General features: G+C 71.6%; 22 protein-coding genes. 10 read left to right on the top strand and 12 right to left on the bottom strand.

Annotation, left to right across the window (positions count from 1 at the left end):
• Entirely contained in the window at positions 1-1,944 is a 1,944-nt protein-coding gene (locus tag YIM_RS24625; protein ID WP_153032594.1) for a sigma-70 family RNA polymerase sigma factor, read from the top strand.
• Here the strand turns inward: YIM_RS24625 and YIM_RS24620 are convergent.
• The 3 genes from YIM_RS24620 to YIM_RS24610 form a co-directional block, all read right to left on the bottom strand.
• Positions 1,941-3,167 carry a hypothetical protein gene (locus YIM_RS24620; protein WP_153032593.1) on the bottom strand — a complete coding sequence of 409 codons (1,227 nt, stop codon included), beginning with the start codon at positions 3,165-3,167 and terminating at the stop codon, positions 1,941-1,943. The genes YIM_RS24625 and YIM_RS24620 overlap by 4 nt on opposite strands.
• A complete protein-coding gene (locus tag YIM_RS24615; protein WP_153032592.1) occupies positions 3,164-3,721 on the bottom strand; it encodes an RNA polymerase sigma factor in 558 nt (185 codons plus the stop codon). Before YIM_RS24615 ends, YIM_RS24620 begins: the two co-directional genes overlap by 4 nt.
• 76 nt (positions 3,722-3,797) lie before the next feature.
• The gene (locus YIM_RS24610) at positions 3,798-4,169 is read right to left on the bottom strand and encodes a helix-turn-helix domain-containing protein (protein ID WP_194239735.1); all 372 of its coding nucleotides are present in this window, start codon (positions 4,167-4,169) and stop codon (positions 3,798-3,800) included.
• Between the two features lie 92 nt (positions 4,170-4,261).
• Between YIM_RS24610 and YIM_RS24605 the strand changes: the two genes are divergently transcribed.
• Both YIM_RS24605 and YIM_RS24600 read left to right on the top strand, forming a co-directional pair.
• Entirely contained in the window at positions 4,262-5,062 is an 801-nt protein-coding gene (locus YIM_RS24605; protein ID WP_153032591.1) for an SDR family oxidoreductase, read from the top strand.
• Positions 5,059-5,910 (top strand): haloalkane dehalogenase, encoded by an 852-nt coding sequence (locus tag YIM_RS24600; protein ID WP_228003985.1) that lies wholly within the window; start codon positions 5,059-5,061, stop codon positions 5,908-5,910. Before YIM_RS24605 ends, YIM_RS24600 begins: the two co-directional genes overlap by 4 nt.
• On the opposite strand, the gene YIM_RS49835 is transcribed toward YIM_RS24600, so the two are convergent.
• Entirely contained in the window at positions 5,903-6,838 is a 936-nt protein-coding gene (locus tag YIM_RS49835; RefSeq protein WP_153037215.1) for a metalloregulator ArsR/SmtB family transcription factor, read from the bottom strand. The genes YIM_RS24600 and YIM_RS49835 overlap by 8 nt on opposite strands.
• Before the next feature lie 72 nt (positions 6,839-6,910).
• Between YIM_RS49835 and YIM_RS24590 the strand changes: the two genes are divergently transcribed.
• Positions 6,911-8,059, top strand: a complete 1,149-nt coding sequence (locus tag YIM_RS24590; protein WP_153032590.1) for an MFS transporter — start codon at positions 6,911-6,913, stop codon at positions 8,057-8,059.
• Here YIM_RS24590 and YIM_RS24585 read toward each other — a convergent pair.
• The 5 genes from YIM_RS24585 to YIM_RS24565 form a co-directional block, all read right to left on the bottom strand.
• Entirely contained in the window at positions 8,047-9,009 is a 963-nt protein-coding gene (locus YIM_RS24585; RefSeq protein ID WP_153032589.1) for an ABC transporter permease subunit, read from the bottom strand. The genes YIM_RS24590 and YIM_RS24585 overlap by 13 nt on opposite strands.
• A complete protein-coding gene (locus YIM_RS24580; protein ID WP_153032588.1) occupies positions 9,006-9,887 on the bottom strand; it encodes an ABC transporter ATP-binding protein in 882 nt (293 codons plus the stop codon). The genes YIM_RS24585 and YIM_RS24580 overlap by 4 nt, the downstream gene beginning before the upstream one ends.
• Positions 9,884-10,288 (bottom strand): GntR family transcriptional regulator, encoded by a 405-nt coding sequence (locus YIM_RS24575; protein WP_153032587.1) that lies wholly within the window; start codon positions 10,286-10,288, stop codon positions 9,884-9,886. Before YIM_RS24575 ends, YIM_RS24580 begins: the two co-directional genes overlap by 4 nt.
• Positions 10,289-10,324: 36 nt before the next feature.
• Positions 10,325-10,990 carry a trypsin-like serine protease gene (locus YIM_RS24570; protein WP_153032586.1) on the bottom strand — a complete coding sequence of 222 codons (666 nt, stop codon included), beginning with the start codon at positions 10,988-10,990 and terminating at the stop codon, positions 10,325-10,327.
• Positions 10,991-11,072: 82 nt separating this feature from the next.
• On the bottom strand, positions 11,073-11,672 hold the full coding sequence (locus YIM_RS24565; protein WP_153032585.1) for a TetR/AcrR family transcriptional regulator: 600 nt from the start codon (positions 11,670-11,672) through the stop codon (positions 11,073-11,075).
• Positions 11,673-11,746: 74 nt separating this feature from the next.
• Here YIM_RS24565 and YIM_RS24560 point away from each other — a divergent pair, with 74 nt between their 5' ends.
• The gene (locus YIM_RS24560; protein ID WP_153032584.1) at positions 11,747-12,478 is read left to right on the top strand and encodes an SDR family oxidoreductase; all 732 of its coding nucleotides are present in this window, start codon (positions 11,747-11,749) and stop codon (positions 12,476-12,478) included.
• Here the strand turns inward: YIM_RS24560 and YIM_RS24555 are convergent.
• The 3 genes from YIM_RS24555 to YIM_RS24545 all read right to left on the bottom strand — a co-directional run bounded on the left by YIM_RS24555 (position 12,453) and on the right by YIM_RS24545 (position 15,072).
• Positions 12,453-13,403: an NAD-dependent epimerase/dehydratase family protein gene (locus YIM_RS24555; protein WP_153032583.1), complete on the bottom strand. Its 951-nt coding sequence runs from the start codon at positions 13,401-13,403 to the stop codon at positions 12,453-12,455. The genes YIM_RS24560 and YIM_RS24555 overlap by 26 nt on opposite strands.
• A gap of 42 nt (positions 13,404-13,445) precedes the next feature.
• Positions 13,446-13,844 carry a hypothetical protein gene (locus YIM_RS24550; RefSeq protein ID WP_153037214.1) on the bottom strand — a complete coding sequence of 133 codons (399 nt, stop codon included), beginning with the start codon at positions 13,842-13,844 and terminating at the stop codon, positions 13,446-13,448.
• Between the two features lie 415 nt (positions 13,845-14,259).
• On the bottom strand, positions 14,260-15,072 hold the full coding sequence (locus tag YIM_RS24545; protein ID WP_228004945.1) for a glycoside hydrolase family protein: 813 nt from the start codon (positions 15,070-15,072) through the stop codon (positions 14,260-14,262).
• Positions 15,073-15,217: 145 nt separating this feature from the next.
• On the opposite strand from YIM_RS24545, the gene YIM_RS24540 reads away from it, so the two are divergent.
• The 5 genes from YIM_RS24540 (at position 15,218) to YIM_RS24520 (ending at position 19,430) form a co-directional block, all read left to right on the top strand.
• Complete coding sequence (locus tag YIM_RS24540) at positions 15,218-15,973, top strand: thaumatin family protein (RefSeq protein ID WP_153032582.1); 756 nt, start codon at positions 15,218-15,220, stop codon at positions 15,971-15,973.
• Between the two features lie 76 nt (positions 15,974-16,049).
• Positions 16,050-17,453 (top strand): S41 family peptidase, encoded by a 1,404-nt coding sequence (locus YIM_RS24535; RefSeq protein WP_194240284.1) that lies wholly within the window; start codon positions 16,050-16,052, stop codon positions 17,451-17,453.
• A 56-nt stretch (positions 17,454-17,509) separates the two neighbouring features.
• Positions 17,510-18,163 carry a response regulator transcription factor gene (locus YIM_RS24530; protein ID WP_153032580.1) on the top strand — a complete coding sequence of 218 codons (654 nt, stop codon included), beginning with the start codon at positions 17,510-17,512 and terminating at the stop codon, positions 18,161-18,163.
• Positions 18,160-19,281 carry an ATP-binding protein gene (locus tag YIM_RS24525; protein ID WP_153032579.1) on the top strand — a complete coding sequence of 374 codons (1,122 nt, stop codon included), beginning with the start codon at positions 18,160-18,162 and terminating at the stop codon, positions 19,279-19,281. Before YIM_RS24530 ends, YIM_RS24525 begins: the two co-directional genes overlap by 4 nt.
• Positions 19,278-19,430, top strand: a complete 153-nt coding sequence (locus YIM_RS24520) for a hypothetical protein (protein ID WP_153032578.1) — start codon at positions 19,278-19,280, stop codon at positions 19,428-19,430. Before YIM_RS24525 ends, YIM_RS24520 begins: the two co-directional genes overlap by 4 nt.
• Positions 19,431-19,506 lie beyond the last annotated feature (76 nt).

The following is a 19,506-nucleotide window of genomic DNA, read 5'->3' as shown; positions in this document are numbered from 1 at the left end:
ATGGACGCCCACCGCTCGATCGACGCGGTCTGGAAGCTGGAGTCGGCCCGGATCGTGGCCGGGCTGACCCGGCTGGTCCACGACGTCGGCCTCGCCGAGGAGATGGCGCAGGACGCCCTCGTGGCCGCACTCGAGCAATGGCCGGAGTCAGGCGTCCCGGACAATCCGGGCGCCTGGCTGATGGCCGTGGCCAAGCGCCGCGCGATCGACCACCTGCGGCGATCGCGGCGCCTGGAGGAACTCGACGAGGTCGAAGCAGCCGGAGAAGAGGCGGCGGCGGAGCCCGAACAGGACGACGTGCTCCGCCTGATGTTCCTGTCCTGCCACCCGGTGCTGCCCGCCCCGGCCAGGGTGGCGCTGACCCTGCGGCTGCTCGGCGGCCTCACCACCGCCGAGATCGCCAGGGCGTTCCTGCTCAGCGAACCGAAGATCGCCCAGCGCGTGGCCACCGCCAAGCGCACGCTGGCCGAGGAGCGCGTGCCGTTCGAACTGCCCGGCCGCGCCGAACTCGCCGGGCGCCTGTCGTCCGTGCTCGAAGTGATCTACCTGATCTTCAACGAGGGCTACTCCGCCACCTCCGGCGACGACCTGATGCGGCCGGGGCTGACCCTGGAGGCGCTGCGGCTGGGCCGGTTGCTGGCCCGGCTCGCCCCCGGCGAGGCCGAGGTGCACGGCCTGGTCGCGCTGATGGAGATCCAGCAGTCCCGCTCGGCCGCGCGCACCGGTCCCTCCGGTGAACCCATCCAGCTGCACCAGCAGAACCGCGGCCGCTGGGACCGGCTGCTCATCCGCCGCGGGTTCACCGCGATGCTGCGGGCCCGCGAAGCCGGCGGCAAACCCGGCCCGTACGTGCTGCAGGCGGCGATCGCGGTGTGCCACGCGCAGGCCCGCACCGCCGAGGACACCGACTGGACGCAGATCGCCACGCTCTACGACGCGCTGGTCCGGCTCGTGCCCACCCCGATCGTGCAGCTCAACCGCGCGGTCGCCTACGGCAGGGCACACGGCCCGGCCACCGGGCTCGCGATGGCCGACGCGCTGCTGTCTGACCCCGCGTTGCAGGACTACCACCTGCTGCCCGGCGTACGTGCCGACCTGCTGGCCGAGCTGGGACGCCACGACGAAGCCAGGGTGGAGTTCCAGCGCGCCGCCGCGCTGACCCGCAACGCGGCCGAACGCGCGTTCCTGCAACGCCGGGCCGACGGCCTGCCCATCGGGGGCCGGCCGGTGCGCACCCTCGCCGACGCCGCCGCGGACTTCCTCGCCCGCGACACCCTCGACACCGAGACCGTGCGCTCCTACGGCCAGACCCTGCGGCGCCTGCGCGCCACCCTCGGCGACCAGCTGCCGATGGCGTCACTGACCGCTGACCAGATCACCCGCGTGTTCACCACCGCCTGGGGCGACGCGGCGGCCAAGACCTGGAACCGGCACCGCTCGGCGATGCGCTCGTTCGCCGCCTGGGCCGGCATGGACGACCTCGCCGCCGGTCTGGAACGCCGCGCCGAAACCGGCACACGCACCCCGTCCATCGCACCGGCCCGGCTCGACGCGCTGTGGTCGCAGGACCTGCCGCTGCGGGAGCGGACCCTGTGGCGGCTGCTGCACGAATCCGCCGCCGGGGTTCGGACGGTGCTTTCGCTCGACATCGAGGACCTGGACCTGGAAGACCGCCGCGCCGAGGTCGACGGCACCTGGGTGAACTGGCGCTCGGGCACCGCGCGGCTGCTCCCCCAGCTGCTCGACGGCCGCACCCGGGGCCCGCTGTTCCTCGCCGACCGCCGTCCCGCCCCGGCCCGCACGCCTGCGGCGGCCGATCTCTGTCCCGAGACCGGCCGCCGCAGGCTGTCCTACGAACGCGCCGAATACCTGTTCAAGCAGGCGACCCGTCCGCTGGACCCGGAGGGCCGCGGCTACACGCTGCGCCAGCTCAAACCGCGCTAGCCGGCCGGGAACTTCATCGACTGTTCCTGGATCACCCTGTCCTGCGCGTCGTAGAGCACGACGATCACTTCGTCCTGCCGATCACCGGTCTCGTCGATCCGGAGGTCTTCGGGCAGCACGACGGCGAACGTGCCGCCCGCGACCGCCGGCGTCAGCGGCGGGGCGCCGGCGGGGCGCCGCACCTCCATCCGCACCGTCTCCGGCGGCACCAGCCCACCCGCGACCTGCTGCGAAGGCCCGTCAGCGGACCGGTTGATCCCCTTGACGAACGCGCGGACGCTGTGGATCACCCCGGGATCGGTGCCGGGCGGGACCGCCATTTCCTCCACGAGGTACTGCCGGGCATCCGCGGCGCAGAACACCACGCGGTCCTCGAATCGCCCGGTGAGCACCTTCGTCGCCCCCTCGGTCAGCATCACGCCCGGCTGGAAGGCCTCCGCGTCGGCGACCTTGGTGTCGGATTCGGCCAGGCACTCCCCGAGCAACCGGCCCCGCTCGCTGGTCCGGTCCACGTTCGCCACCGGGCGGTCGACCACCTGCAACACCGGCGGGGGTGCGGCCGGCAGTGGCGCGTCCCCCACGCTGTAGGTGGCCGACGCCGACCGCGGCGCACGCAACCAGAGGAACATGCCGTCCCCCCAGCCGGCCTTGTCGCTGACCGTGGCCGGGAAGTCGATGTCCGGCGTGTAGCTCGCCCGCAGCTCCGGGCTGCTCTTGGAGACGCCCGCGAGCAGCCCGGTCGGAAGCGCCAGCACCGCCGCGATCGACGTGCCGGGCGCGTAGTTCAGGGGCGCGTCCGGGTCCGACACCGTCACCGTGGTGTCCGTGGTGTCGCACACCAGCGGCTTGCCCTGCACGCGAACCAGCACGGTCACGCGGGGCGGGTCGTACCTGGGCTGCACCGCGTGCAGTGTCTCCCAGGTGTCGCGTGACGGGAACGTCGTGTCCTTGCCCGCCGCCTTCAATGCCGCCCAGCAGCGGTCGAGGGCGGTTTCGTCAATCGACGGCGCCGCGACGGGCGTCTTGTCCGGGGCACGGAGGTCGCTCGTCACCACGATGGCGCCCGCGGCCAGCCCGGCCACCGCCGCCGCGGCCACCGCCGGGCCGCGCCACGAACGGCGACTCGGCTGATCCATGCCGTCGCGGAGCGTCATCCGGATGCTGTCACGCACCGAGTCCGGCAGTTCCCGCCGCGGCGGGAGGTCGAGGTCGAAGTCGCTCATCGGGTTCCCTCCAGATCCGTGCGCAGGCGGGCACGCGCCCGCGAAAGATGGGCCCGCACCGAGGATTCGGCCAGGCCGAGCAACTGGGCGGCGTCGGGCACCGGCAGCTCGCCGAGCAGGCACAGCTCGACCACCCGCCGCTGGGCCTTCGGCAGCGCGGCCACCGCGGCGGCCAGCGCGCGCACCCGCTCACCCGCGCTCAGGCGGTCCACCACCGCCTCGGCGTGATCGGCCACCTGCTCCTGCCCGACCCGCCGGACCAGCCGCAGTCGGCGCGCCGAGCCGCGGTGCTCGGTGCGCGCCAGATTGCCGGCGACTTTGTAGAGCCACGGCAGCGCCGACTCGTTGACCAGCGCCACCTCGCCCCGTTTGCGCCAGGCGGTCAGGAAGGTCGCCGAAGCCAGGTCCTCGGCCACCGACCAGGAACCGGTCAGCCGGTAGGCGTGGTTCCACACCGCCCGCACATGTCGTTCGAACAAGGCGGCGAAGGCGTCCTGATCCCCCAGTGCCGCGCATCGCCACAGTTCTGTGTCGGGTTGATGGGATTGGTCCATCCCCACCCGTTCCGTTCTCGCGGTCATCACACCGGTCAGTGGCCGGCACCGCGGGAATTGTTGCAGCGCTACCGGCTCAGCGGCGGCCGCCGCGGGCGTCGTAAGCCGCCCTGGACAGCTCGACCTGGGGCAGGTTGACCGACCACTCCGACAACGCGGCGAACAACGGCGACAGGCTCCGGCCCAGCTCGCTGATCTCGTACTCCACCCGCGGTGGGACCTCCGGGTGGTAGGTGCGCACCACCAGCCCGTCGCGTTCGAGCTGCCGCAGCCGCTGGGTGAGCACCTTGGGCGTGATGGTGGTGATGCGGCGCTCCAGCTCGACGAAGCGCTGCTTGCCGTACTCGTGCAGCGCCCACAGGATCGGCGTGGTCCAGCGGCTGAACACCACGTCGACCACCGGCGCGATCGGGCAAGCCAGCTCCGGGGTGGTTGTGCTCTCGATCACTATCCGGCCCTCCGCCCAGTACTTTCCTCTAGGTACCTACTATACCGACGCCGGTAGCTTCCTTGGACATACCAAGCACAAGGGAGCACAGAATGATCGTGGTAACCGGCGCGACCGGCAACGTGGGACGGCCGCTCGTACAGGCGCTGACCGACGCGGGCGAGGAGGTGACCACCGTGTCGCGCGGCGTGGGCGCACCGGGCGTGCGGCACTTCAACGCCGACCTGGGCCTGCCGGAATCCCTGCGGCCCGCACTCGACGGCGCTTCGGCGCTGTTCCTGCTGGCCCCCGGCGGCGCCGACCTGACCGAGGTCGCCGAACTGGTGCGGGGGACCCCGATCCGGCGCGTGGTGCTGCTGTCCTCGGTGGGCGTGGCCACCGGCCGCCACTCCCCCGGCACCGAAGCCGCCGTCCGCCGATTCAGTCCGGAATGGACAGTGCTGCGGCCGGGTGGCTTCCACAGCAACACCTTCGCCTGGGCCGACAGCATCCGGACCCGGCGCCTGGCCGCCGCGCCCTTCGCCGACGTGGCCCTGCCGACGGTGGATCCCGTCGACATCGCCGAGGTCGCCGCCGCGGCACTCACCGAGCCGGGCCACCACGGGAACGCCTACGTGCTCACCGGTCCGGCTCCGATCACGCCCCGGCAGCAGGCCGCCGCGATCTCGGACGCGCTCGGTGAACCGGTGGACTTCCACGAGCAGACCCGCGCCGAAGCCCGCGCGCAGCTGCTCGGCTTCATGCCCGAACACGTCGCCGACGCCACCCTGGCCATCCTCGGTGAGCCCCAGCCCTCCGAGCAGGAGGTCAGCCCGGACATCCAGCGTGTCCTCGGCCGTCCACCACGCGAATTCGCCGACTGGGCGGCTCGCAACGCGGCGGTGTTCAAGTGAGGCGCGTTCTCGACTCGACCATGGCCCACCGCGAAACCGGCACCGGTACGCCGATCGTCTTCCTGCACGGCAATCCCACCTCGTCCTACCTGTGGCGGAACGTGCTGCCCGCGGTCGGCGATCCCGGGCGGCGCCTGGCCCCGGACCTGATCGGCATGGGCGACTCCGGCAAACCCCGCATCGACTACACCTTCGACGACCACGCCCGCTACCTCGACGCCTGGTTCGACGCGCTCGACCTCGGCGAAGTCGTGCTCGTCGGGCACGACTGGGGTGGCGCGCTGGCCTTCGACTTCGCCGCCCGCCACCCCGGACGGGTCCGCGGCCTCGCCTTCACCGAGACCATCGTCAAGCCGATGAGCTGGGCCGAGTTCCCCGAAGCCGGCCGCGACCTGTTCCGCACCATCAAAACCCCCGGCGCGGGCGAGGAGCTGATGCTGGAGCAGAACGCGTTCATCGAGTCCATGCCCGGCATCGTCACCGGGCTCACCGAAGCCGACCTCGATGCCTACCGGCAGCCGTACCCGACGCCCGAATCCCGCCTGCCGCTGCTGCGCTGGGCGCGGATGATGCCGCTCGACGGTGATCCCGCCGACGTCGTCAGCCGGGTCGAGCGGTACGACGAGTGGCTCGCCACCAGCCCGGACGTGCCGAAACTGCTGCTCACCTTCCAGTCGTCCCACGGCGCCATGCTCACGCGAGAGCTGATCGACTGGTGCGAGCGGAACATCGCCGGGCTCGACATCGCCGCGCACGATCTCATCGCCGGGCACCAGACCCCCGACGACCAGCCCGAGGCGGTCGCCGCCGCCATCGCCGCCTGGCTGGACAAGCACGACCTCAGGTGAACGACCGCCCCAGCGGCGTGAGCGCGTAGTGCACCGTGCGGCCGGTGCGCTCACGCGCGACCAAACCGTTCTCCCGCAACACCCGCAGGTGGTGCGACACCGCGCTCGGCGTGACCCCGAGCGCGGTGGCCAGGTCCGTGGTGGTCGCCGGAACGCGCAACGCGGCCAGCAACTCCGCCCGTGCCCGGCCCAGCAGGCGGATCGCGCCGGGCACGACGGGCCGGGTGCGATCCGCCCACAGCTCACCGCTGCCCCGCACCGGGTACCGGATCGTCGTCTGCGTCGCCGTGTGCCGCTTGACGAGCACGTTCGACGGCCCCAGCGCCATGGGCACGAGGACCAGCCCGCCGGGCCCGAGGCGAACCCGCCCGGTCCCCGTCACCGTCAGCCCGCTGACGGACCAGCGCACGCTCGGATGCAGCCCGGCGAACAACCGCTCAGCTCCACCGGCCGCCATCATCCGCGCCCGGTAGGCCACGTCGGCCTCGTGCACCGCGCGGATCCGGGGCCAGTGCGGCGCGATCAGCCGGTCGTGGGCCACCCGCAGCTCGGCGGCCACCACGCGCAGCCCGCGTTCCGGTTCGGCCGCGAGCGCGGGCAGGTCCTCGCCGAAGACCCGCCGCAGGCTGGCGCGCACGTCGTCGGGGCCGGTCCGCACCAGCGCCGCGAGATCGTCCTCAATGGACGGACGAGCCGTCGCCGGGGCGGGCACCAGGAAGTTCGGCCAGCCAGGGCGGTCACCGGCCAGCAACGGCCAAGTCCACGTCAGGTCCAGGGGCGCCCGCGCGAGTTCCGCTTCCGCCCACCGGTTCCACCGGGTTGCCCGCTCCCGCATGCCCAGCGACCGCAGCCCGGCGACCGTCTCGGACAGCGGAGACAGGGCGAACCGGGTCGCCGCCAGCTCGCTCACGCCCAGCTCGATCGTCATCGGCACCCGCCGAGTATGCAGCCCAGCGCTCAATGGTGTCCGGCTCCGGCCGGTCGCGGCGAGCATGCGCGCATGTCCTTTCGCAGACTGTGGTGGGCCACCGGCTGCACCAGCATCGGCACCGGCGTGTCCGGCACCGCGCTCCCGCTGCTGGCCGTGTCGCTGTCCCCGGATCCCCGGCACGTCACCCTGGTCGCGGCCGCCGGTTTCCTGCCGTGGATGCTGTTCGCGCTGCCCGCCGGGGCGATGCTCGACCGCGGTGACCGGATCAGCCTGATGTGGCGGGCCCAGGCCGTGCAGGTGGTGCTGGTGGGCCTGCTCGCCGCGGTCGGTCAGCTCGGCCTCGCCGCCCTGGTCCTGCTGGCGTTCACCATCGGCGCCTGCGAAGTCCTGGTCGGCAACGGCACCCAGACCGTCGTGCCCGATCTCGTCGCACCCGCATCGCTGCACCGCGCCAACAGCGCCCAGCAGGCCGTCACCACGATCGGGCAGCAGTTCGCCGGTCCACCGCTCGGCAGTGCGTTGTTCGCCGTCGCCGCGGCCCTGCCCTTCGGCCTGCACGCCGCCGCGCTCACCGCGTCAGCCGTGCTGCTGGCCACGCTGCCACGCGCGACGCGCCCGCTTCCCCCGCGCACGGTGATGACCGACGGCCTGCGCTGGCTCGCCCGGCACCGCCTGCTGCGCACTCTGGCCCTGCTGCTCGGCGTGAACACCTTTGCCGGGCAACTGGCGAACTCGACCCTCGTCCTGCTCGCCACCCAGGACCTGCGCCTCGGCGCTACCGGCTACGGCCTGCTGCTCACCGCCGCCGCGATCGGCAGCGTGCTCGCCGGGCTCACCACCACCTGGCTGCTGCGCGTCGTCGGCGAGACCCGGGCGCTGATCGTCTCGCTCGCGCTGAATGCCGTGGTCTTCGCCGGGATCGGCCTCGCACCGAACGCGACGGCGCTGGCGTTCCTGCTCGCCGCGAACGGATTCCTCACCACGATCTGGAGCGTGGTGACGGTCAGCGCGCGCCAGCAACTGGTCCCGCCCGGCCTGCTCGGCCGCGTCAACAGCGCTTACCGGGCACTGGGCTGGGGCCTGATGCCGCTGGGTGCGCTGGCGGGCGGGTTCGTCGCCCACGGCTTCGGGCCGCACGCGCCCTATTTGGTCGCCGCCGCCCTGCGCCTGGCCGCGCTTCTGCTCGCTCTGCCCGTACTGCGCCGTCAGGACACGTGACGCAGCCGCCGGAAGCAGAACCAGGTCAGCAACCCGGTCAATACTAGGAACAACCCCGTCTCCAGCCACTGCAACGGCCAGAACCGCGACGCCGGCTGGTACCTCAGATGCTGTTCGTAGCCGAGATCGGACAGCTGCGCGAAGCACCCGTGAATCCGATCGAGATCCGGCAGCACACCGGGCTGCGCCGGCGGCATGCAGCCGTGCACCGCCTCGGGCAGCGGGCTGACCACCCGCCCCCGCGGATCCACCGTCTCGTCGGCCAGCACCCAAGACCCGGCAGGACGCACCACCCGCAGCACGGCCGGGACGTCGTTCTCGTCGACTTGCACGCCTTCGATGTTCACCGCGGTCAGCGCCACCACGTCCTCGGTGGCGGGCAACAGGTGCGGGCGCACCACCAGCGGCACCACGACCTGCACCGCGGTGAACAGCACCAGCGTCACCGCCATCGCCGCGACCGTCCGGCGCAGCACCAGCCCGGCCGCGACCCCCAGCACGAAGGCGAACGCGGCATACCCGATCGGCACGATCCCGCGCGCGGTGAACATCGCGGCCTCGATGCGTGACACGAAGCCGCTGTCCGGGTCCGCCGCCGCCGCGGCGTCGATCGGCGCGACCCACCAGCCGACCACCGCGCTCAGCAATCCCGCCGCGATCATCGCCGCCACCACGCCCAGCCCCAGCTTGACCGCCAGCCACCGCGCGCGCGACACGGACTGGTTCCAGGCCAGGTTGTGCGTACCCGCCTCCAGTTCGCGCGTGATCATCGGAACGCCCCAGAACGCCCCGATCGCCGCCGGCAACAGGTACAGCGCGACCTGCCCGCCCCGGTAGACCAGCTCCTCCTCGCGGCGGCCGAACAGCAGCAGGAACACCGTGATCACCGCGAGCGTGGCGCACATCGACACCAGCGGGACGCGGAACTGGCGCCACGCCAGCCACGTCATCGCACAACCTCCAGCGCCGGGCGGCCGGGAGCCGGGGCACGCAGGTAGGCCAGCACCAGGTCCTCCAGACCCACCTGACTGACCGTCCACAACGGATCGAGGATCGGTTCCGTGGTGCGCACGAGCACGGTGGTCTGGCGTTCGGTGTGGCTGGCCGAGATGACCTCCTGCCCGGCGGGCAGCGTGCCGGGGTCGCGCCGCGGGCCGGTCAGGCGGTGGTGGGTGGCGAGCAGCTCGTCGAGTTCACCGGCGAGCCGCACCCGGGAATCGACCAGCACCACCAGGTGGTCGCAGACCCGTTCCAGATCGGAGACCAGGTGCGAGGACAGCACCACGCTCAGGCCGTGCTCGGCCACCGCCGCCATCAGGTCCTGGAGGAACTCCCGGCGCGCGAGCGGGTCGAGCGCGGCGACCGGCTCGTCGAGCAGCAGCAGTTCGGGGCGCTTGGCGATGCCGAGCGTGAGCGCGAGCTGCGCGCGCTGGCCCACGGAGAGCTTTCCCGCCCGCTGCGCCGGATCCAGCCCGATCCGGTCGATCCGCTCGGCGGCCAGTGCCCCGTCCCAGCCCGGGTTCAGCCGCGCGCCGAGGCGCAGGTGTTCCTCGACGGTCAGCGTCGCGTACACGGGCGTGTTCTGCGCGACGAACCCGATCTTGGCCAGCTGCCCCGGCCCGCTGCCGGGCACCCCGCCGCACACCTCGATGGTGCCCGCGCTCGGCGCCAGCATGCCCGCCGCGAGACCGAGCAGGGTCGACTTGCCCGCACCGTTCGGCCCGACCAATCCCGTGACGTGCCCGGCCGGGATGTCCAGCGCGCACCCGTTCAGCGCCCAGCGGCGCCGGTACCGTTTGCCGAGACCACGCGCCCGCAGCACGCTCACGCTATGTCCTCTTTGGACGCGTCGTGAAACGTGGCGGTGAACAGCGCCTCGATGCTCTCGTCGTCCAGGCCCGCCAGCCGGGCCTTGGCCAGCCAGCGGCGCAGGTCCTGCCGCAACGGCCCGAGCGCGGCCGGGGAACCACCGGACAGCGTCGCCGTCACGAAGGTGCCCACCCCGGGCCGCGCGGCGACCAGGCCGTCGTGCTCGAGTTCGCGGTAGGCCTTGAGCACGGTGTTCGGATTGATCGCCAGCGCCGCCACCACGTCCTTGACCTTCGGCAGCTGGTCGCCCTCGTGCAGCAGGCCAAGGCGCAGCGCGTGCCGGACCTGCCGCACGATCTGCTGGTACGGCGACAGCCCCGACCGGCCGTCCAGGTGGAACTCCAGCACCACAGCCTCCATTTAGCTAGTTACCTAGCACTATAGAGGCCGCGCGCGTCAGCCGGTGACCGAGCTGATCCAGTCCCGGTAGGCGCCGACGTGGGTGTACTGGCAGCTGGTGTTGTTGCCGGTGGACAGCACGCCCACCTGGACACCGTCGGCGGTGAACATCGGCCCGCCGGAGTCGCCGCTGCCGCACACCCCGTTGATCCGGTTGCCGTTGATCGCCCGGCCGTCGTAGGCGTCGATGGCGCCGGTGTTGGTCACCTCCAGCTTGGCGTTCTTCAGCCGCGGCGACTGCTGGCCGCCGCCGGTGTCGCCCCAGCCGTGAATGGTGACGGTGTCGCCCGCGTCCACTGAGTCGAGGTTGCCGAGGGAAACCGCGGGCGCCTGCACCGGTTCGGCGAGCTTCACCAGCGCGAGATCGGCATTGTCGTGCACGGTGACCCCGTTCGGCGCGGCGTCGACGTAAGTGCCTTTCGCGTGTTCGACATTTCCGACGCGGAAACCCCACTGGTGATTTCCGCCGATGCAGTGCCGGGCGGTGAGAATCCACTCCGGGCCGAGCACGGTGGCGGTGCAGTAACCGTCGGAACCGTCCTGGTAAAGACGGGCCGACCACGGCGCCGACTCGGTGAACTCACCGTCGACGATGGCTTGGGCGGGGGCGGAAAGGCCGATCAGCGCGGCGGCGGTGATCAGCACGGTGGCTGCGGAACGCATGGCGGGAACGCTAATCACCCGGTCCGGGAATCCGGCACCTGCGAAAGTCCTGTTTCATCGGGAATTCGAAACGACACCGCGTTCAACGGGGCCTGGAAGCCGCCAGCGCGCGCCCGCCGTTCTCGGTCTGGGCGAGCAGATCGTCCAGGCTGTAGCGGCCCGCGGCGAACAGCCCGTTCCGGTACAGCGCCGCGTAACCGTGCGCGAGCGCGATGAGATTCGCCACCAGTTCCAGGGATTCCGGCTTGCTCCGCTCGCCGGTGTCCTCCGCGAGTCCGGTGAACAGGTCCATCAGTTCGCGCCCGGCCGCGGCGAGGTCCTCGTCCCGTAGCGCCGCCAGGTCGGCCGCGTAGATGACGTCGAACCCGACCCCGCGCCCGACCGCGAACCGCAGGTACGCCGATCCCGCCACGGCGAACCGCTCGGCGGGGTCGTCCCCGGCCCCGTCCACCGCGGCACGGACGGCCTCGGTCAGTTCACGGGCGGCGGCGGTGGCGACCGCGGCGAACAGGTGGTCGCGGTCGCGGAAGTGCCGGTAGGGCGAAGCGGTGCTGATCCCGAGGCGGCGGGCGACCTGCGCCACCGAGAACGCCGCGGGCCCCTGCTCGGCGAGCACCTCGAAGCTGGTCCGGATCAGCGCGGCGGGCAGGTCGCCGTGGTGGTACCCGCGCTTGCCCGGCATGACCCCTCCTTGACCTCGATGCGATAGCCCTCGTACATTAGCAAGCGATAGGGCTATCACATGGAGGAAAACACATGGTTGAGGGCAAGGTCGTGGCGATCACCGGCGCGAGTGCCGGCATCGGCGAGGCGACCGCGGAACTACTGGCCGAACGCGGGGCGAAGGTCGTGCTCGGCGCCCGGCGGCCGGACCGGCTCGAAGCACTGGCCGCGCGCATCGCCGCGGCCGGTGGTGAGGTGGCCTGGCTGATCACCGACGTGCGCGAGCGCGCCGACGTCCAGGCGCTGGTCGACCTGGCGCGCTCCCGCTTCGGACGTCTCGACGTGCTGGTCGGCAACGCCGGGATCATGCCGGTCTCGCCGCTGGACGAACTGCGCGTGGACAGCTGGGACGACATGATCGACGTCAACATCAAGGGCGTGCTGCACGGCATCGCGGCGGCGCTGCCGGTGTTCCGCGAGCAGCGGTCGGGGCAGTTCGTGCACACCGCGTCGGTGTCCGGGCTCCGCACGGTCCCCGGGCAGGCGGTGTACTCCGGCACCAAGTTCGCGGTGCGGGCGATCTCCGAGGGCCTGCGGCAGGAAGCCGGGCCCGAGCTGCGGGTGACCATCGTGTCGCCGGGCATCACGCACACCGATTTCGGGAGCACCATGGAAAGCCCGGAACTCAAGGCGCGACTGGAGGACCTGCGCGACCAGATCGCCATGCCGGCGCGCGCGGTCGCCCGTGCCATCGCCTACGCCATCGAGCAACCGGAGGACGTCGACGTGAACGAGGTGATCATCCGACCGACCGCCCAGGCATAGGCGCTCTGGCGAGCAGCCAGCGCAACTCCGCCTGCACGGTGGTCGCGTAGTCGCCCACCGGCCGGTATCCGAGCGCGTGGGCGGCGCTCATGTCCAGCACGATCGGCGGAACCCGGTCCCACGGATGGCGTCCGAGGTCCGGCGGCGCGTCGTCGTCGAGCAGCACTTCCCGCCAGCTGTGCCCGGCGGACGCGGCGACGATCCGGGAAATCGCCAGCCCGTCGGGCGCGTCCGGGTCGGCGGCGTTGAGGATGCGGGCTCCCGGCCGGTCCGCGACCACGGCGACCAGCGCCGCGATGTTCACCGCGGCCGACGGATGGTCGATCCCCCGGCCGCGACGAGCCAGCAGCACTTCCGGCTGCCGCTCCAGGGCACGCTCGAGGAAGTACCACTCCAGCGGCGCCGACACGCCCTCACCGTGCACTTTGGACGGACGCAGCACGGTCACCGGGAGCCCGCTGTCCAGCAGGGTCCGCTCGGCGGCGACCTTGTTCGGCCCGTAACCCTCCGGCGAGTCGTAGGGCATCGTGCCCGGCGGCAGGGTCGGCTGCGCTTCGGTCACCGGCCCGCCGAACCGCGGCTCCTCGGCGGAATTGACGTGGCGCCCCTGACCGTCGACGTAGACCGCCTTGCTCGACAACATCACCGTCGAGGTCGCGTGACGAGCCAGGGGCAGCAGCGATTCCGCGTGCGCCGCGGTGAAACACGTGCAGTCGACCAGAAGATCCGCCCCATCCCCGAACACCGCCCGCACCGCGGCGACGTCATCCCGCTCCACCCGGCTGAACTCGGCACCCGCGGCCACCAGCTCCTCCGGCACCCGGGTACGACCGGTCACCTCGACGCGCCAGCCGTCGGCGAGCAACCGCCGCGCCACCGCCCGGCCGATCCCGCCGGTACCGCCCAGGACCAACGCCCGCCTCATCCGCTTCTCCCGCCGCCTCGTGCCTAGGATCGAGCACTCCGGTCAGCCGGCCACCACGATCGAGCCGGCGACCGGGCCCCGCAGGAACCTCGCGGTGCTCTCCGCCAGCTGCTCCGCGCGCACCAGCAGTTCCTCGATCTCGGCCCATCGTCGCAGGTCGCGCTCCACGTCGGGCACCAGGCGGCTGGACGCCAGCAGCAGCAACATGTCGATCTCGTAGGCCAGATCGGCCAGCCGCAGGAACGGCAGATAGTCCTCTTCGGACCCCACGCCGTGCGAACGAGCCCAGGCACAGGCGGCGTGACCGGTCGACCGGCACACGAGGCGGAGGTGCTCGCGGATCTCCTCACCGCGCGAGTACTCACGGGCGGGGCTGCTGCCGCGCATGTTCCAGGCCACGGACAACAGGCAGCGACCGGCATCCTCCATCGACGTGTTCATCACCGACGCAGTGTCAGGGACCAGCGGCCCGGTCCGCGCACCGACACACCTCAACACCGGATCGAGCTACCACAACTCGAGTGACGCGTTCACCCGGTCGAAGCGCATAATGCCGGGGTGACCTTTCCCGGAATCACCGATCCCTGACTGCGCCTCGACGTCCGGCACACCGTGGCGTCGGTGAGCGGCTGGCGCCGCCGATACGGTCCGAACTTCCTCACCACCGCGCTCGCGGACCGCGCGGTCCGGTGGACCTGGAAGCGCTGCGAGCGGGGCTGGTCCTTCGAGATCGCGTTCCGCACCGACGGCATCCGGGACGAGTTCGTCGGCCAGCCCGCGGTCAAGGCCGCGATCGATGCCGCACTGGCGATGGGCGCCACCGTGACGCTGTGTCAGGCGCCGGTCCAGCGCCCCGTCAGCCCGCCGACCGGTAGGCCTGGCCGCTGGTGTTCGCGGTGGCGCCGTCGTACAGGCCGGTGGGCGCGGTGGCGGTGGACAGGGTGAACCAGGCGTAGCGCTCGACGAACGGCAGGCTCTGGAGCATCGCGCTGGAGTTCTTGACGAAGGCGACCTGCTGCTCCTGGGTCGGGTAGCGCGGGGTGCCCTGGGTGAAGTCGATGAGCGCGTATTCGGTGAGCCAGATCGGTTTCCCGTAACGGTTGTGGACGGCCTGCAGGTAACCGCGCAGGTGGTCGACGGCCGCTGCGGAGAAGTCGCTGCCGTACCAGTGCAACGGGATGAAGTCGACCCGGAGGCCGCGGGCGGCGGCACCGGACATGAACCGGTCGAGCCAGCCACCCGGCTGATCACCGCCGAAGGCGACCGCGGGCGCCCCCAGCCGCATCCCCGTGCCCTGCAGCTGCGGCCACAGGTCCAGCGCCCGCTCGACGGTCAGGTTCGCCTGCCCGGCCATGTCGGGCTCGTTGAACCCCAGCAGGGTCGTGCCCAGTGACTTGGCCTTCGCCAGCTGCTCGGGGGTGACCGCGCCGGAGCCCCAGATCATCGGCACGAACTCGGTGCCCTCCGGTTCGGCGACGCCCTGGAGGTCGGCGGCCCAGTTGTAGAACCAGCCGGCGCGCACGTCCCGCAGCGCCTCGTTCACCCCGGCGACGGTGTTCACGCTGACGCCCTTTTTGCTCGCGGCCACACCTCCGGCCGGCGGGCACACCAGGAACGTGAGCAGCAGTAGCAGTGCGGCGGCAGCCGCCCTGCGGGTGAACGACTTCACGGCGATTCCTCCCGGTCCGGCGTCATCGTCGGGCGCCGCCGACGAAGTGGTCAACCGGGTGGTGAAGACCTGTCCGGTTTTCTGTCGCGCCGGAAATTGGCCGAGCGCCCCATAATCGGGGAGCGACGACTCCAGGAGGCGGCGAATGCGCAAGATCGTGCACGCGGTGCTGACGCTGTTGATGATCGCGACCGGGATGTCCGGGATGTCCGGGAACACCGCCGTGGCCGCGGCGGCGGACCACACCGTCACCTTCGTCAACCGGTCCGGCCAGACCATCTGGATCGGCAGCGCGGTCAACGCGGACGGCTCGCGTAATCTCACCGGACTCCCCCAGCTGCACGACACGCAGCAGGCCACGGTCACCATTCCCGAATCCGGCGACCCCGCGTATTGGCGCGGCAAGTTCTTCGCCCGCCATAACTGCACCGGGACTCCCGGCAGCACGTTCCGCTGCGAAATCGGTGACTGCGGCAATCTGGCCGACCGCTGCGTCACCGGAGAGCAACCGGCGAGCCTCGCCGAATTCAACTTCCACCGCGCCGACCCGCTGGCGCCCTGGTACAACGTCAGCTACGTCAACGCCGTGTCGTTGTCGATCACCATCGAGCCGCGCGACGCGCAGGTGCCGCCCGGTGGCACCGAATGCGAAGCGGTCGGCTGCTCGGAACGGCTGCTCGAGGTGTGCCCGCCGGAGAACCTGACCAGGGACGGCGCCGGCAAGCCGATCCTGTGCACGAATCCCAACCGGGACGCGAAAACCCCGTACAGCGACGCCGTCTCGAACCGCTGCCCGAAGGCCTACGCCTGGTCCAAGCACGACACCGAACCGGGCAACCAGGTCATGCGCCAATGCCGCGAGTGCAGCGGCTTCACGGTGACCTTCCACCGCGGGATCTGAACCAGCGGCCACGTTGCGCCGGCGTTAATGAAGGCGTTCGCGCCGACGCAACCCGCCGATGGCCACGGTGGGTGCCGTGAAAACCAAGAGACTGCTGCTCGCCGCAGCCATCGCGACCGCGCTGATCCCCGCGACGTCCGCCGTCGCCGATCCGGAAGGGGCGGCGGGCACCCGGCCACCCGCCTGCCAGCCACCACCGGATGAGCAGCCTCCGCCCCCGTCGGCCACCACGGTGACCACGATCGGCCAGGCGTACTACTGCATTTTCGACCACCACTTCTCCGGGCCCATCCTCGACAGCCGAACCCTGCTGCAACCCGCGTTCGCCGCACTCACCCAAGAACTCCAGCGGCGCGGCCTCGACCAGGCCACCGCGAACGCCCCCGTGCTCACCGGCAACCGCAACGGCGACTGGAAGTCGTTCAGCCGGTCCTACGACCGGATCGTCGCCGGCCTCCCGGACGACCAAGCGAAGCAGGCCGCCGGTGAGGCCACCATGCGAGGCATGGTCGAGGCGCTCAACGACAACCACGCGAGATGGGTCGGCGTGCCCGAGGAACCTTCGGTGCCACTGGGCTTCCTGCCCTCGCACCTCCACGGCCCCGGCGGAGCCGATCCGGCCGCCGCCGGGCCGGTTTTTGTCGTCGACGTGCTTCCCGGCAGCGCCGCCGCGAACGCGGGCGTGCGCCTCGGCGACGAGATCGTCACCGTGAACGACGTCCCGCCCTACATCCGCGGCACCGCCGTCGAAGGCGTGATCGACTGGATCATGGAGGCCGTCGCCGGGGAAACGGTACGGATGACCGTGCACCGCCCGTCCACCGGTGAGAACCTCGACCTCACCATGGTCGTGGTGCCGCCGCCACCGCCCACCGAGCAGCCGCCGCTGGTCGAATCCGAACTGCTGCCCGGCGAGATCGCCTACGTCAAGCTGCGCGGGTTCTCCCCGGAGGGCGCCGACGAGGTGCTGGCGGCGATCGCGAAGCTGCGCGAGGGCAGGACGCTGCGCGGGGTGCTGCTCGACCTGCGGGGCAATGGCGGCGGCTCGCCGGACGCGGTGTCGCGGCTGCTCGGTGGCTGGGCGCACGGCAAGACCTTCAGCTACTGGTGCGACGCGCTGGGCAAGTGCACGCCGAACCGCACCGACGATTCCGTGCCACTGGTGAACCTGCCGCTGATCACGCTGACCGACCGCGGCTGCGCGTCCGCGTGTGACGCCTTCTCCAGCGCCGTCAAGGACCTCCGGCTCGGCGCACTGGTCGGCGAGCGCACGGCGGGCGCGGTGTCCGGACCGGCCCAGGCCCACCTGCTGGAGAACAACACCGGGCTCCTGCTGCCGAAGCACCACGAAATCGGCGCGAACCGGGAGAAGGTCGACACCATCGGGGTGCCACCCGACCACCACGCCCCGATGACCTCGGTGGCGTTGTCCACCGGCACGGACCCCGGCATCGACAAGGCGCTCACCCTGTTCCCCTGACCAGCCACCCGGGGGTGTTAACGCCGTTGACACCCCCGGCCCGATATGACTCGTCGATGCGGGTTCTGGTGGCCGAAGACGAACACGACCTGGCGGATCTCGTGGCGCTCGGGCTGCGACGGCACGCGATGGCGGTCGACGTGGTGTACGACGGGCTCGCCGCGTCGGAACGGCTCGCGGTCAACGACTACGACGTGGTGGTACTCGACCGCGACCTTCCCGGTGTGCACGGTGATGTGCTCTGCGCGGAGCTGGTGCGGTCCGGGGCGCGCACCCGGGTGCTGATGCTGACCGCCGCCGCGTCGGTGCCCGAGCGCGTCGCCGGGCTGTCCATCGGAGCCGACGACTACCTCCCGAAACCCTTCGACTACACCGAACTGGTGGCCAGGGTGCAGGCACTGGGCCGCCGCAGCCAGGTACCGCTGCCGCCGACGCTGGAACGCCACGGCATCGTGCTCGACCCCCACCGCCTGCAGGTCTCGCGCGACGGCCGGTTCCTGCGGCTCTCGCTCAAGGAGTACGCCGTGCTGGAGGTGCTGATGAGGGCGAACGGGAGCGTGGTGAGCGCGGAAACCCTGCTGGAGTCGGCGTGGGACGAGAACGCCGATCCGTTCACCACGGTGGTGCGCGTGATCATCAGCCGGCTGCGCGCGAAGCTCGGCGATCCGCCGTGCATCCGCACCGTGCCGGGCGCCGGGTACCTGCTGTGAGGCGGCGAACCATCCGGGTCCGGCTCACCGCCCTCTACTCCGGCATCTTCCTGGTCACCTCGACGATCCTGCTGACCGTGGTGACCCTGCTGCTCGGGGACGCGCTGGAGGCCAAGGTCTCGGACATCAGCCCGGTGGAGCCGCCGCCTCCACCGGAGGAGCCGAGGCCGGGCAGACCGGTCCCGCCGCCGCTGCCGCCCGCCGTGCGCGGGCTGCCCAAGGAGGTGGTGGACTACCAGTGGGTGGTCAGCGCGATCACGATCGCCGTGCTGACCGTGGCTTCGGTGCTCGCGGGCTGGTGGCTCGCCGGGCGGTTGCTGCGGCCGCTGCGCCGGATCACCGCCACCGCCCAGCGGCTGTCGGTGTCCAATCTGGACGAACGGATCGCGCTGGCCGGGCCGGACGACGAACTCAAGGAACTCGCCGACACCTTCGACGCGATGCTGGCGCGCCTGGAACGCTCGGTGGCGAGCCAGCGCCGGTTCGTCGCCAACGCCGCGCACGAACTGCGGACGCCGCTGGCGACCCAGCGGGCCGCGATCCAGATCGGCCTGGAGGACGCCGCGGATCTGCCCGCCGTGCGGGAGAAACTGCTCGCGCACAACCGGCGGACGGAACTGCTGATCGACTCGCTGCTGGTGCTCGCCGAAGCCGGGCACGGCCTCGACCAGCCCCAGCCCGTGCGCCTCGACCTGCTGTTCCGGCAGGTGGTCGACGAGACCGACGCGGGTGAGCTGGAGCTGACGGTGGCGGCGGCGCCCGTCCAGGTGAACGGGGATCCGGTGCTGCTCGCCCGGTTGCTGGCCAATCTGCTGGACAACGCCGTGCGGTACAACAAGCCGGGCGGCTCCGTCCACATCGAACTGTCCGAGGCGCGGGTGCTGACCGTGCGCAACACCGGTCCCGAAGTGCCCCCGGACCGCGTTCCCGAACTGTTCCAGCCCTTCCACCGGCTGCACACGCGCACCAGGGCCGATGGGGCCGGGCTCGGCCTGTCGATCGTCGCCTCGATCGCCGAGGCACACGGCGCCGAGGTCAGCGCGCGGCCCCGCCCCGGCGGCGGCCTCGAAGTGTCCGTCGCCTTCCCCGACGGCAGGACGCGCGGGCGGGATCGGTGATCAGCAACGGGTTCCCCGCCGCCGGCCCCTCCAGCACCACGGCGGTGCTCGACTCCGCGGTGCCGAGCTGGGAATCGACGGTCAGGGCGAACACGGTCAGTTCGGTGGCCGGGGCTTCGGGAAGGTGCGGGTATCCGGTGATCGCCTGACACAGTTCGATGCGGTGGTGCCCGTCGGGCCGCTTCGTCAGCCGGAAGGTCAGTTCGAAATGCCGCAATCCTGGCA

It is taken from the genome of Amycolatopsis sp. YIM 10 (assembly GCF_009429145.1).
Lineage (GTDB): Bacteria > Actinomycetota > Actinomycetes > Mycobacteriales > Pseudonocardiaceae > Amycolatopsis.
This window is presented reverse-complemented; position numbering and strand designations above follow the sequence as displayed.